Source organism: Microbispora sp. NPDC046973 (assembly GCF_040644495.1).
In the GTDB taxonomy this organism is placed as follows: Bacteria; Actinomycetota; Actinomycetes; order Streptosporangiales; family Streptosporangiaceae; genus Microbispora.
This window is the reverse complement of record NZ_JBEYWQ010000006.1, coordinates 140,369-152,164: the sequence shown is the minus strand read 5'-3', so window position 1 is coordinate 152,164 and position 11,796 is coordinate 140,369. Positions and strand designations below refer to the sequence as shown.

Annotated in this window: 12 protein-coding genes and 1 tRNA gene; 7 read left to right on the top strand and 6 right to left on the bottom strand. The window is 68.9% G+C overall.

Features of this window, described 5'->3' with window-relative positions; genetic code table 11:
• Nucleotides 1–39: 39 nt before the first annotated feature.
• Complete coding sequence (locus ABZ860_RS14690; RefSeq protein WP_357219960.1) at nt 40–474, top strand: MerR family transcriptional regulator; 435 nt, start codon at nt 40–42, stop codon at nt 472–474.
• A gap of 188 nt (nt 475–662) precedes the next feature.
• Here the strand turns inward: ABZ860_RS14690 and ABZ860_RS14685 are convergent, their stop codons facing one another.
• Nucleotides 663–1,028 (bottom strand): DUF5997 family protein, encoded by a 366-nt coding sequence (locus ABZ860_RS14685; protein ID WP_357219959.1) that lies wholly within the window; start codon nt 1,026–1,028, stop codon nt 663–665.
• A 53-nt stretch (nt 1,029–1,081) separates the two neighbouring features.
• On the opposite strand from ABZ860_RS14685, the gene ABZ860_RS14680 reads away from it, so the two are divergent.
• Together ABZ860_RS14680 and ABZ860_RS14675 are read left to right on the top strand one after the other, a co-directional pair.
• On the top strand, nt 1,082–1,795 hold the full coding sequence (locus tag ABZ860_RS14680) for a LysR family substrate-binding domain-containing protein (RefSeq protein ID WP_357219958.1): 714 nt from the start codon (nt 1,082–1,084) through the stop codon (nt 1,793–1,795).
• A gap of 504 nt (nt 1,796–2,299) precedes the next feature.
• Nucleotides 2,300–2,506 (top strand): cold-shock protein, encoded by a 207-nt coding sequence (locus ABZ860_RS14675; RefSeq protein ID WP_357219957.1) that lies wholly within the window; start codon nt 2,300–2,302, stop codon nt 2,504–2,506.
• 283 nt (nt 2,507–2,789) lie between these two features.
• Here ABZ860_RS14675 and ABZ860_RS14670 read toward each other — a convergent pair whose 3' ends face one another.
• Both ABZ860_RS14670 and ABZ860_RS14665 read right to left on the bottom strand, forming a co-directional pair.
• Entirely contained in the window at nt 2,790–3,191 is a 402-nt protein-coding gene (locus ABZ860_RS14670) for a helix-turn-helix domain-containing protein (RefSeq protein WP_357219955.1), read from the bottom strand.
• A 1,209-nt stretch (nt 3,192–4,400) separates the two neighbouring features.
• The gene (locus ABZ860_RS14665) at nt 4,401–5,015 is read right to left on the bottom strand and encodes an HAD family phosphatase (protein ID WP_357219954.1); all 615 of its coding nucleotides are present in this window, start codon (nt 5,013–5,015) and stop codon (nt 4,401–4,403) included.
• A gap of 417 nt (nt 5,016–5,432) precedes the next feature.
• Between ABZ860_RS14665 and ABZ860_RS14660 the strand changes: the two genes are divergently transcribed.
• From ABZ860_RS14660 to ABZ860_RS14650, 3 genes are all read left to right on the top strand, one after another.
• Nucleotides 5,433–6,017 (top strand): winged helix-turn-helix domain-containing protein, encoded by a 585-nt coding sequence (locus tag ABZ860_RS14660; RefSeq protein ID WP_357219953.1) that lies wholly within the window; start codon nt 5,433–5,435, stop codon nt 6,015–6,017.
• 1 nt (nt 6,018) lies between these two features.
• A complete protein-coding gene (locus tag ABZ860_RS14655) occupies nt 6,019–7,257 on the top strand; it encodes an MFS transporter (RefSeq protein WP_357219952.1) in 1,239 nt (412 codons plus the stop codon).
• Between the two features lie 342 nt (nt 7,258–7,599).
• Entirely contained in the window at nt 7,600–8,121 is a 522-nt protein-coding gene (locus tag ABZ860_RS14650) for an AAA family ATPase (protein WP_357219950.1), read from the top strand.
• 372 nt (nt 8,122–8,493) lie between these two features.
• On the opposite strand, the gene ABZ860_RS14645 is transcribed toward ABZ860_RS14650, so the two are convergent.
• Together ABZ860_RS14645 and ABZ860_RS14640 are read right to left on the bottom strand one after the other, a co-directional pair.
• A tRNA-Lys gene (locus ABZ860_RS14645) sits at nt 8,494–8,565 on the bottom strand.
• 127 nt (nt 8,566–8,692) lie between these two features.
• Nucleotides 8,693–9,850 (bottom strand): acyl-CoA dehydrogenase family protein, encoded by a 1,158-nt coding sequence (locus ABZ860_RS14640; protein ID WP_357219949.1) that lies wholly within the window; start codon nt 9,848–9,850, stop codon nt 8,693–8,695.
• Nucleotides 9,851–9,935: 85 nt separating this feature from the next.
• On the opposite strand from ABZ860_RS14640, the gene ABZ860_RS14635 reads away from it, so the two are divergent.
• Nucleotides 9,936–10,367: a PspC domain-containing protein gene (locus tag ABZ860_RS14635; RefSeq protein ID WP_357219948.1), complete on the top strand. Its 432-nt coding sequence runs from the start codon at nt 9,936–9,938 to the stop codon at nt 10,365–10,367.
• A gap of 1 nt (nt 10,368) precedes the next feature.
• On the opposite strand, the gene ABZ860_RS14630 is transcribed toward ABZ860_RS14635, so the two are convergent.
• On the bottom strand, nt 10,369–11,661 hold the full coding sequence (locus ABZ860_RS14630; RefSeq protein WP_357219946.1) for an MFS transporter: 1,293 nt from the start codon (nt 11,659–11,661) through the stop codon (nt 10,369–10,371).
• Between the last annotated feature and the right edge of the window lie 135 nt (nt 11,662–11,796).

The following is an 11,796-nucleotide window of genomic DNA, read 5'->3' as shown; positions in this document are numbered from 1 at the left end:
GCTAGACCGAGGTCTAGGTCAACCGGCTAGGATCAGCCGATGACGGCTGAGGTTCTGCATATCGGCGAGGTGGCCAGGCGCACCGGGTTGAGCGTGCACGCGCTGCGGCTGTACGAGCGTGCGGGGCTGTTCGCCGGCGAGGTGCGGCGCGACGAGACCGGCCGGCGGGTGTACAGCACGTGGGACGTCGAGTGGCTGGGCAACTGCGTGAAGTTCCGCGCCTCCGGCATGCCGCTGGCGACGATCAGCAGGCTGGCCCGGCTTGTCCGCGAGGGCACCGGCAACGAAGCGGAACGGCTTGAGCTGCTGCGCGAGCACGGGCGCCACATCGCCGCGCAACTCGCTCAGCTGCAGGACTGTCTCGACCTGATCAACGGCAAAGTGGCCGCCTACGAACGACACCTCGCCGCCGATGGCACCGGCGAGCCCTGGCAACAGCAGCCGAGGCCGGGCACTGTCACCCCGGCTCCCTGACCCCGGCCAGTGGTAGCCGAGTCGATCGCGGGCTTCGGCGGAGCCCATAGGAGCGTCGAACGCGCCGCGCGCCAGGAAGCCACGATCCTCGTCGCCGCGTACGCGCTAGAGCGGCCCATGCGCCGGGCCGCGGTGGAAAGACTCAGCGGCGGACCGAATCGGGTCAGATCGCCGCTCCCATCGGCTGACTAGCGCTGCTTGAGGCGCTGCGCTTCCTTGCGCACCTCGGCCTGAACCGCCCGCTCGCGCTGCAGCCACTCGGGGTTCTCCGCCTTGATGGCGTCGATCTCGGCTGTGGTGAGCGGCCCGGTGATGCCGCCCCTGGCCAGGCCCGAGTTGGAGACGCCCAGCTTCACGGCGACGACCTGCCTGGGGTGCGGCCCGTTGCGCCGCAGATCGGCCAGCCACGCCGGCGGATTGGCCTGCAGCGCGTTCAGCTCATCCCTGGAGACGACTCCCTCCTGGAACTCGGCGGGAGTGGCCGAGAGGAGCACACCCAGCTTCTTGGCCGCGGTCGCGGGCTTCATCGTCTGAGTGGTCTTGAGCTTGGTCATGTGTCAAGGGTATGGCGCGAAGCCGCTTCCCCTGACATCGGTACTCTGAGGAGATGTCCGACAGGGAGTTCCGGCTGGCTTACGTGCCTGGGGTGACGCCCGCCAAATGGGTCGACGTCTGGGCCGAGCGGGTGCCCGATGTGCCACTCACCCTGGTATCCGTCGCCGCCGCCGACGTGGTGCGGTTCCTGCACGACGGCGGCGCCGACGCCGGGTTCGTGCGGTTGCCCGTGGACCGTGAAGGGCTCAGCGTGATCCCTCTCTATGTCGAGACCACCGTGGTCGTGGTGCCGAAGGATCACATGGTGGCCGCCGCCGACGAGGTGACCGTCGCCGATCTCGCCGACGACGAGGTGTTCCATCCGATGGACGACACCCTTGAGTGGACGGCCCTGCCGGGGCTGCCGGCTTTCACGCGTCCGGACACGACGGCGGAGGCGATCCGGTTAGTGGCGGCGGGGGCAGGGCTGCTGCTGGTCCCGCAGTCGCTGGCGCGCCTGTATCACCGGAAGGATCTGACCTACCGGCCGGTTGTGGAGACGCCGCAGTCGCAGATCGCGCTGGCCTGGCCCGCGGAGGCGACGACTGATCTGGTGGAGGACTTCATCGGCATCGTCCGTGGGCGTACGGTGAACAGCTCGCGGGGCCGTACCCCCGCGCCTGCCCAGGAAAAGGCGCGGAAGCAGCCGCGGAGTCCCGCTCCGGGCGCGTCGACTCGCCGGGGCGCGCAAACCGGCCGGGGCAGGAAGGGCCGCCGTTCCCGCTGAACCAGCTACCGGCCACGTGGTTCTTTACCTGCGGACCGACCTGTTGTGGCGGTACGGGCAAGATCGGACGGCTCGGAGCCTGACACGAGTGCGGCACGCTCCTCCAGTCCGGGGCGAGAGCCGAGTGGATGGCCGAGGCCGGATCGGCAGGTAGCGCACCCCGTCATCGAGCGCCTGGGCGGCCTCGGCGCAGGCGGACGCGCGGCGAGCGCGGGTGACGGCCGTGGGGAAGCTGCCTGAGACACGGGGGCGGGAGTGCGGCGCCGCACGGGATGCGACCCATCCAGGCGGATAGCGGCGGGGCATGCCGTATCACGCCTCACGTGTGCTAGGTTGGAAGTAGTTGCAGTTGTGGTACCCATAATGAACTTGTGTGCACCTGACGGTATGTAGCCTCGGGTGCATTTTTTTGTTTGCCGGTCTTCTCCGGGTGTGGGCCTATCGCGGCAACGCGGAATTCGTAACAGTGCGGATTTCGGCTACGCCTATCAAGAGGAGATCGACATGGCTTCTGGCACCGTGAAGTGGTTCAACGCGGAAAAGGGCTTCGGCTTCATCGAGCAGGACGGCCGCGGCGCCGACGTCTTCGCACACTACTCGAACATCATCTCTCAGGGCGGCTACCGCGAGCTGCGTGAGGGCCAGAAGGTGGCTTTCGATGTCACCCAGGGCCAGAAGGGCCCTCAGGCCGAGAACATCGTTCCCGCCTGACAAGTAGCGCCACGTATCAGGGCTCGCACCTTCACGGGTGCGAGCCCTGATTCGTTTCCGGCTGCTGCATCGCTGCCGCACGAGAATCGGCGGCACGGGATGTCAACCACAGCGCACAGCTCCTCGATGCCATTGATCGACAGCGTGTCAAGCGTCATCACGCCTGGTAGGAGGCATTAGTCCCAGGAGATGCGAGGCCGGCGAGAAAAAGCGAGATCACGTCGCCAAGCTGCACGCCAAGACCCGGTCAGCTTCACGCTGCCGGGTCTTCTCACCGTCGGTGCTAGTGTCCGGCCGGGCGGTCGCGCGCGTTGTTGATGCGCAGCGCCTCGGCGAGCTGGTCTTCCAAGATGGTGATCCGGCAGGCGGCTTCAACAGGAGTGCCCTGATCGACGAGTTCCCGGGCGCGCGCGGCCAGCCGTAGCTGGTAGCGGGAGTAGCGGCGGTGGCCGCCACTCGAGCGTTTCGGCTCGATCAGTTTCGCAGCGCCCAGAGCCCGCAGGAACGCGGGGCTGACACCGAGCATCTCCGCGGCCGCGCCCATGCTGTAGGCGGGGTAGTCCTCATCGTCGAACCGATCCTCGAACCGGTCTTCGGCCCTGTATCCAGCCCTGGACCCGGCCGCGTCCCCATTCCTGCCGTGAGCGAGCGTGTCACCCTCGGCAGCCGAGTGAGGTTGATCCATACATTCCTTTCCATCACGCGCCAGGGGGCCCCGGCACCTGTCGCGCCGGGGCCCCGAAGAGTTCAACACCATCTACCGGCCATCTGGCCGGCTCACTGTTTTCCGCATCCGCCGTACTGAGCGGCGGTGATGCGGGGATCGCGGATGCGTGACCGTAGACCACCTTCCTATCTGTGGAGCTGCGGTACCCGAGCGGCGAGACTCAGCCGGCAACGGGCGATCCCGATGGCGTCAAACACTCCCTTCATCTCTTGTCCGGACCATTGCCCGGCTTCACCTGCGGCAGCGCGTCCACGATCAGGGCCCTAACCACTGCGCTGGCCCGTCACGTCCGACCTTCTGCCATCAACTTCCAGCTTCACTTGTTCCGGGCAGTTCATCGTGGTGCTAGTACTTTCGTTGCCCGGCCGAACCGTTCCTTACGATGGGAGAAACAGTAGCCCCAGCGACCACAATTGTCTACTGTCGCGAGTACAGATTTTCGCTGTCAGACACGGCAGGCTTTCGGCGGCGCCGTTGACGAGCGGGAACGCCGTCGAAGCCGGACCTCGTCCCGCCTCCTCGCCTCCTGCCGATGGGCGGTCCGCCACGACCTTCTGACGGCCAACCCAATGGACCGGATCGACACCGTCAAGGTGCCCAAGACGCTGCCCCGCCCCGCCGCAGCGGCCGACATCGGCAAGGTGCTGGCCACGATCTGCACCCGGCGGCCCCGGAAGGACGTGCCGCTGGACCGGCAGCGCGATCGGGTGCTGTTCGAGACCGCCTACGTCTGCGGCGCCCGCGCCTCCGAGGCGTGGCCTCCGGCGCGGTGGCCTACCTCGCGCTGCGCCCGGCTCGCAGACCGCGCTCCGAAAGCCTGCGACAGTGATGGCTCATCGACCGTTACTGATCAGTTGATGAGATCGCCGGCAATGCGGTATGTCGCGTGCCGTTCATCCGCACAGGCGCGAATTTCTGCCTTCAACGGCTCTGGTCCGATGCCCCGCCCTCGCCGTCCGCAGCCAGATCTACACCGGTTTATCCAACCTGCGGCGGCTGTTGCAACGGGCAGCGCTGCCCGCGCGGCTCCTGGCGCCCGGCTACCAGCTGCCCGCGCCCGCCAGCAGCGTCAACCTGCACCGCTCGGTGGGCGGCGGCAGGTCCGAGGGGGCCGTCGCTCTCGGCGTATGCCCAGCGGCGACGAACGGGGTGTTCCGAAGGGCGGGCTCAGGCGCTCGAGCCGCCCGGCCGGCGGGTGAGCGGCCGGACGTCGATGACCGCCATGTCCGCCGCGTGGGCAGCGGCGATGCCTTCGTCGCTGTCCTCGTACACGGTGCAGCGTTGTGGAGGGACGCCCAGCAGCTTCGCCGCGTGCAGGAAGATGTCCGGCGCGGGCTTGCCCCGTTCGACGTCGTCGCGGGTGACCAGGGTGCCGAACCGGTGGCGGATCGGCAGGTGGCGGAGCGTCGTCTCGATCACTTTCCGGGCGCCGCCGGAGGCTACCGCCATGGGCAGTCTGCCGTGGAATGAGGAGACCACGGCCTCGATCTCCGGATGGACGCGGATCTCGTGCGCCGTCCGCAGGAACCGTTCGTCGCGGTCCGCCACGATCTCCTCCACGGACCGCCGGAGCCGAAGGCCGCCCTCGCGTGCCAGCAGACGGATCATCTCGGCGGAGGACAGGCCGGTGCGCGCGTCGAACCACTCCTGGTCCAGCCGCACGCCCTCCTCCGCGAGTGCTCCGGCCATCGCGAGATAGTTCGCCCGCTGGGTGTCTACCAGCGTTCCGTCCCAGTCGAAGAGCAGGGCGCCGGCGTTTCCCGGATGGAGTTCAGGCAACACTGTCTTCCGCCTTCCGACGAGAGCGATCGGCTCTCATCCTCGCAGCGTTCGCACCTCGTCGGTGAACGGCCACGGCTCAGGCCTCGCTCCGCACAGGACGGCGGCGGAGACGGCGGTGATGGCCGCGTGCGCGGTCCCAGTGCACCGCGGTGGCCAGGCTCACGGTCCCTCGCACCGATCGCGGATATGTCTCCGCTGTGTAGACCCAGAAGACCGGAGCAGGCCCGATCCACTCCGCGGTGATGAACACGCACAGCAGGACGGCTGACGATCGCCTGCTCGGTGGCGGGCGGCGACGTGGTGCTGCGGGCCGAGTGGGAGCTCTGTCGACATGCGTCACCTCGAATCGCAAGAACCCTTGCGAAAACACGTTGTGAGGGCGTATCAACGAAAGAAGTCTTTCGTTGAGGAGTGTCCGTGGAACCGACAAAGCCGGAACGGCGCGTTCGTGTGCAAGACCCCACCACGTTGCGCGCGCTTGCCCATCCATTGCGGCTGCGCCTGCTGCGCTACCTGCTGGCGGCCGGCCCGCGAACGGCGGCGCAATGCGCCGAGGCGCTCGACGACACCGGCTCCAACTGCAGCTACCACCTGCACCAGCTCGCTCGCCACGGGCTGATCGAGCGCGCGCCCGCGCAGGGCACCAACCGGCGCGACCGGCCCTGGCGCGCCGTCGCCACAGGGCTGGAGTTTCTGCCGGAGCCCGGGGACGAGCAGGGCCGGCAGGTCAATGACGCGTTGACCTCGTTGGAACTGGACGAGGTGTTCCGCTCGCTGCGGCATTACCGGCAACAGCAGCACAAGCTGCCCGGCCAGTGGCAGGGGAGCGCGACCTTTCACAACTACACGCTCTCGCTGACCCCCGAGGAACTGCGGCACCTCACCCTGACGCTGGACGCCGTCATCCGGCCGTACCTGCGCCCGCTGCGCGAGGGGGCGCCGGGTGACGCCCGGCCGGTCAGTCTGAGCCTGCAGGCCTATCCCACACCGGAATTCATCTGACATGCCGATGCTGCTGCGCCGGCGCGGATTCGTCCTCGTCTGGATCGCCGGGCTCGCATCGAGCGTGGCGAGCTGGCTGCTGATCACCGGGTTGCCGATCTATGTCTTCGGCGTCACCGGCTCGGCGTTGGTGACCTCCGCCGTGTTCCTCGTCGAGCTGATGTGCGGCATCACCATGGGATCGTTCGCCGGGACGCTCGCCGACCGCTTCGACCGGTTCCGGCTGATGAGCGGCGTCGCGCTGCTGCAATCGGCGGTGGTGACGCCGCTGGTGGGCGAACCCGGCCACCGCCTGTGGATCATCTGCCTGGTCGCCGGCGCCCAGGCGGTGCTGACCCAGACATTCGACTCGGCCCGCAACGCGACCCTGCCGCGGCTGGTCGAGGCCGCGCACTTGGTGCGCGCCAACAGCATGGTCGCACTCAACACCAGCCTGGGGCGCTTGATCGGCAGCTCGCTTGGCGGCTTCGCCATAACCCGGGAAGGAACTCGGTACCTGGCGATCGGCGCCGCCGTGGCTTTCGTGACGGCCGCCGCCCTGATCGCAGCCGCCCGCCGGACGGCACACCACGACGCCGCGGAACCGGCCCCGGACGGCGGCGCCACGTCGTTCCTCGCGAACTGGCGATCCGGCCTCTTGACGATGATGCGCAATCGCAGCGTCCGGGTGACGTTCCAGAGCGTGGCCCTGGGCGGTGTCGCCCAGGGCCTATTCGCGGTGCTCTTCGTCGTGTTCGTCAGCCGCGCGCTGCACGCCGACGGCACGCTCACCGGCGTGCTCCGCGGTGTCCAGGCGATCGGCGGCGTGGCGGGCGGCCTCATCGTCGGCCTGCTCGGCGCACGCCTGAGCCCCTGGCTGCTAATGAGCCTGGGCGCCGCCTCGTTCGGCCTGCTCAGCCTGACCATCTGGAACGGTCCGGCGCTCTCGCGTCAGGCCGAGGTGTACATCGTGCTGTTCATCCTGGTCGGCGTGCCCGGCATCGCGTACAACAGCGGCGCGTTCGCGCAGATCCAGCAGAGCGTCCCCGATAGTGATCTGGGCCGGGCCTTCGGCACGTTCTACGTGGTCTACAACGCGTCGCAGGGACTGGGCATGGCAGCCGCCGGCCTGCTCGGCGACGTGCTCAATGTGGTGCTCGTCCTCAACGTGCAGTCCGTGCTGTACCTGGCCTCCGGCGCGGTGGCCTACCTCGCGCTGCGCCCGGCCCGCAGGCTGCGCTCCGACAGCCTGCGACAGTGAAGGTTGATCCACCGTCATCGATCAGTTGGCGAGATCGTCGGCAATGCACTACGCCGCGTGCCGTTCATCTGTGCAGGCGCGATTTTGTGCCTGCACCTGCGTATTCCACCTGCGGCGGTATTCATCAAAATCACAAGGTGGTGCAGTCGGAACCGCCCGAGCATTCCTACGCAGGTGGCTGGCGGTTTGGCGAGCTCGTCGCCGGTGGCATTCGGTCCTGCTGGGCGAGTTCGCTAGTGCCCAGAAACGTTCACCGGGGGTGGGCCATGCCGTCCGCCACGGCCAGGGACCTGTTTCTCGGCGTCCGTTTCCACAACCCGCACAGCACTAGCATCGGGCCACGTGATCGTATGGCTCAACGGCACCCACGGCGCAGGAAAGACGACGACCGCCGCCCTCGTGCAGCGACTGATCCCGGATTCACGGGTGTTCGACGCCGAGAAGGTGGGCGAGACACTCATGGACATCACGCCGGGGTTGCCGGCGACGGACAACTTCCAGCACTGGCCACCGTGGCGGCCACTCGTAGTCGAGACCGCCCGCCTCGTACTCGACTACACCGGCGGCACTCTGGTGATGCCCATGACTGTCCTGGTCGAGCAGTACTGGCGCGAGATCAGCGCGGGCCTCACCCAACATGCCATCCCGGTACGGCACTTCGTCCTCCACGCTGACCAAGACACCCTCCGCAGGCGCATCGAGGGGGACACCGTTCTCGGCCCCTCCCCCTTCCGTCTCAAATACCTTGAGCCCTACGCCGAGGCGGCCCGCACGTGGCTACACGGCGAGGCCGAGGTCGTCGACACCACGCACCTGACACCCGCCCAGGTCGCACTGGAGATCGCAGAGGCCGTCAGAAGTTGAGGTTCACCCCGCGAGAACTGTGCACCCCCGTGAACGTCTCCGGTCGCAGCACCGGCGATCGCCTCGTACGCCGTCGTCCCACCGCGTAGCGGCAGCGGGATGGGGCGCGGCGTCCGGCAGGCACTCCAGCGGCAGAAGGGCGAGGGGATCGAGCTCGTGCCGCTGAAGACACAAGCTCTCGCCGTACGTTCCGGCTCCCGGAGAACATGGTGAAGGTCCTCAAGGAGCACAGAGACGAGCAGGCCGCGGAGCGCCTGGCGGCCGGATGCCTGGAACAAGAAAAGGCGCTCGGGGGACTCGCGTAGGACGTTGCCGTCAACCGTAGCCGTCAGCAGCCCCTGACGATCACCATGTCCGAGCTGTTTTCGCCGGTGGGGCGCCAGGGACTCGAACCCTGAACCGACGGATTAAAAGTCCGCAGCTCTGCCATTGAGCTAGCACCCCTTGGTCGTGCTCCCCGGATCCCGCCCTTGTCGCGCTGTGATCCGCGGAACACTCCCCAAGATGCAGGGTACAGAGAGTACCGCGTCTTCGGCGACGCGATTGTCCCCGATCGTGGTGAACAGCGGCGTCAGCGGAACGCGTCGAGGCCCGTGAGCGCCTTGCCCAGAGTCAGCAGGTGCACTTCCTGGGTGCCCTCGTACGTGAGCACGGACTCCAGGTTGGTCATGTGCCTGATGACCGGATACTCCAGCGTGACGCCGTTGGCTCCGAGCACCGTACGCGCCTCGCGGGCGATGTCGAGCGCGGCCCGGACGTTGGCCAGCTTGCCGAAGCTGACCTGGGTGGGCTTCAGCTTCCCGGCGTCCTTGAGCCGGCCGAGGTGAAGGGCGGTCAGCCCGGCCTGGCCGAGCGCGACCGCCATCCAGGCCAGCTTCTCCTGCGTGAGCTGGAAGGCGCCGATCGGCTTGCCGAACTGCACCCGCGTGGTGGCGTAGTCGACGGCCGCCTCCAGGCAGGCCCGGCCCGCTCCGACCACGCCCCACAGGATGCCGTACCTCGCCTCGGTGAGGCACGACAGCGGGCCCTTCAGCCCCACGACGCCCGGCAGGACCGCGGAGGCGGGCAGCCGTACGTCGTCGAAGTACAGGGAGGCCGTGATCGAGGCCCGCAACGACAGCTTGCGGTGGATCTCGGCGGACGAGAAGCCGGGGGTCGAGGTGGGGACGACGAAACCGCGGATGCCCTCGTCGGTACGCGCCCAGACCACGGCCACGTCGGCGATCGAGCCGTTGGTGATCCACATCTTGGTGCCGTTCAGGATCCAGTCGCCGGACGGGTCCTGCTTGGCGGTGGTGCGCATGCCGGCGGGGTCGGACCCCTGGTCGGGCTCGGTCAGGCCGAAGCAGCCGATGGCCTCCCCTGACGCCAGCCGGGGCAGCCACTCCTCCTTCTGCTCGTCCGAGCCGTACTTCCAGATCGGGAACATCGCCAGCGACCCCTGCACGGACACGAACGACCGCAGCCCCGAGTCGCCGGCCTCGAGCTCCCGGCAGGCCACGCCGTACGAGACGGCGTCGAGCCCGGCGCAGCCGTACCCCTCCAGGTGCATGCCGAGGAGGCCGAGCGAGCCCAGGGCCGGGGCGAGTTCGCGCGCGGGGAACGTGCCCTGCTCGAACCACTCGGCGACGTGGGGGAGGACCTTGCCGGAGACGAGTTCCCTTACGGAATCCCTGATCATGCGGTGCTCGGGGTCGAGCTGGTCGTCGAGTTCGAGGAGGTCGTCCATGGCGTCAGGGTATCCGGGCCTCCTCGGGGTAGGGCCAGGGGGAATCCCGATGTGCGCCCACCCCCCTGAGAGGCACTGTGGAGGTATGAACGAGATGAACACCAACGGTTCGGTCAAGCAGCTCCACCGCACTCGGAACGGCAGGATCGTCGCCGGGGTGTGCTCGGGCGTCTCCGAGTACACCGGCATCGACGCCAACATCCTGCGCCTCGGGCTCGCCGTCGCGACCTTCTTCGGCGGCCTCGGCGTCGGCGTCTACGCCGTCGCCTGGCTCCTCCTCCCCGAGGAGGGCAAGAACACCTCCATCGTCCAGGACCTCATCGACAAGAACAAGGACGGCCGCGTCTGGCAGGACGCCAAGGCCAAGTGGGACAACGTCCAGCAGGGCTGGCACCAAAGCGGCCGCCCCTCCGGCACCCCCTACCCCCCGCAGGCCCCGCAGGCGCCCGGCTACGAGCAGCACCCGTACGGCCGGTCCTCCGCCGGTGACTCCCAGAACCAGGGTCCGCAGGCCTGACTCAGGTAGCGGCGGCCCGGACCTTGGCGATGATCTCCCTGCGCGACTCGGTCCAGAGCATGGCGAGCACGGCCGCGGTGCACAGCCCGGCCACGCCCGCCAGCGTCACGACGGCCTCTGGGCCGAGCCGCTGGGCGGCGGCGCCTCCGACGAGGATGCCGACGCCCTGGGCGGCCAGCAGGCCCGACTGCACCAGCCCGAACGCCGCGGCCCGTCCCGACGCCGGGACGCACTGGACGAAGGCCGCGTTGGCCGCGAGCTGGTAGGCCCCGCCGACGCCGGACAGCGCCCACAGGGCGAGCACGCCCTCCAGCGGCGGCCGGATCACGCACAGCACGAGCGGCGCGCAGGTCAGCATGGCCAGCCAGCCCATGCCCCGCAGCCGTCCCGCGGGCGTGACGAACCGCCCGAAGAAGAACGCGCTGATGACTGTGCCGGTCGGCATCGCCGCCATCAGCAGACCCGTGATCACCGGGACGGGCAGCCTCCCGTCGGAGAGCGCCGCGGCGTACGGCACCGCGATGCCCTCGGGAATCACGTAGAACCCGCACAGCCAGGCGAACAGCACGAGCGTGCGCAGCCGCCGTTCGCCGAACACCAGGCGCGCGCCGGACAGCGTCATCCGCCACATGGACGGCCGCTCGCCGTCCTCCCGCAGCGGCGCCGGGCGGTGCCGCACCCCTGCGACGATCACCAGGGCCGATCCGAGGAACGTCGCACAGTCCAGCGCCAGCGCCCGATAGGGCCCGAGCACCGCGATCGCCGCGCCCCCGGCGGCGAACCCGAGCATCTGCACGGCCTGATTGGTCACGTTCTGCAGGGCCGATCCCACGACGTACCGGTCGCCCTCCAGGACCTCGGGCAGCAGCGCCGCGCGGGCGGCGGAGAACGGCGCACCGAGCAGCACGACGCAGAAGACCAGCGCGCACAGCACCGGGAACGGCGTGGCGGGCAGGGCCATCGCGGCGAGCATCGCGGCGCGCAGCACGTCGCACCAGAGCATGACCCGCCTGCGCGGGTATCGGTCGGCGAGCCCGGCGAGCAGGGGCCCGCCGAGAATGGGCGGCAGGTAGGTCAGCGCGTAGACGGCGGCCGTGGCCAGCGGCGAAGCGGTCCGGCTGTAGACCAGCACCGCGAGCGCCACCTGCGCGAGCTGGTCGCCGAGCAGCGACATGCCCTGTCCGAGCCACAGGGCCCGGAACTCGGGGACCGCGACGACCTCCCGGTAGGTGGTCCGCACCTCGGGAGGACGGCGGTGCCGGCCGGACAGCCTGCCGGGTTTGGTGGCCGCCATCTCACTCCGCAGAGGTCGCTCCGCCGGCCGTGTCCGCCGATCTCCGCCGCGACGACTGGATCTGACAGCCCGTGGTCAACATGTCACTTACAGTGCCCGCCGGATGCGACTTTTGCAACCCGCTGACGTTCCCGT

What these genes read in the sequence shown, in the direction of transcription:
- ABZ860_RS14690 (WP_357219960.1), top strand. Translation starts at nt 40, where the DNA reads ATGACGGCTGAGGTTCTGCATATCGGCGAGGTGGCCAGGCGCACCGGG.
- ABZ860_RS14685 (WP_357219959.1), bottom strand. Translation starts at nt 1,028, where the DNA reads ATGACCAAGCTCAAGACCACTCAGACGATGAAGCCCGCGACCGCGGCC.
- ABZ860_RS14680 (WP_357219958.1), top strand. Translation starts at nt 1,082, where the DNA reads ATGTCCGACAGGGAGTTCCGGCTGGCTTACGTGCCTGGGGTGACGCCC.
- ABZ860_RS14675 (WP_357219957.1), top strand. Translation starts at nt 2,300, where the DNA reads ATGGCTTCTGGCACCGTGAAGTGGTTCAACGCGGAAAAGGGCTTCGGC.
- ABZ860_RS14670 (WP_357219955.1), bottom strand. Translation starts at nt 3,191, where the DNA reads ATGGATCAACCTCACTCGGCTGCCGAGGGTGACACGCTCGCTCACGGC.
- ABZ860_RS14655 (WP_357219952.1), top strand. Translation starts at nt 6,019, where the DNA reads ATGCCGATGCTGCTGCGCCGGCGCGGATTCGTCCTCGTCTGGATCGCC.
- ABZ860_RS14640 (WP_357219949.1), bottom strand. Translation starts at nt 9,850, where the DNA reads ATGGACGACCTCCTCGAACTCGACGACCAGCTCGACCCCGAGCACCGC.
- ABZ860_RS14635 (WP_357219948.1), top strand. Translation starts at nt 9,936, where the DNA reads ATGAACGAGATGAACACCAACGGTTCGGTCAAGCAGCTCCACCGCACT.
- ABZ860_RS14630 (WP_357219946.1), bottom strand. Translation starts at nt 11,661, where the DNA reads ATGGCGGCCACCAAACCCGGCAGGCTGTCCGGCCGGCACCGCCGTCCT.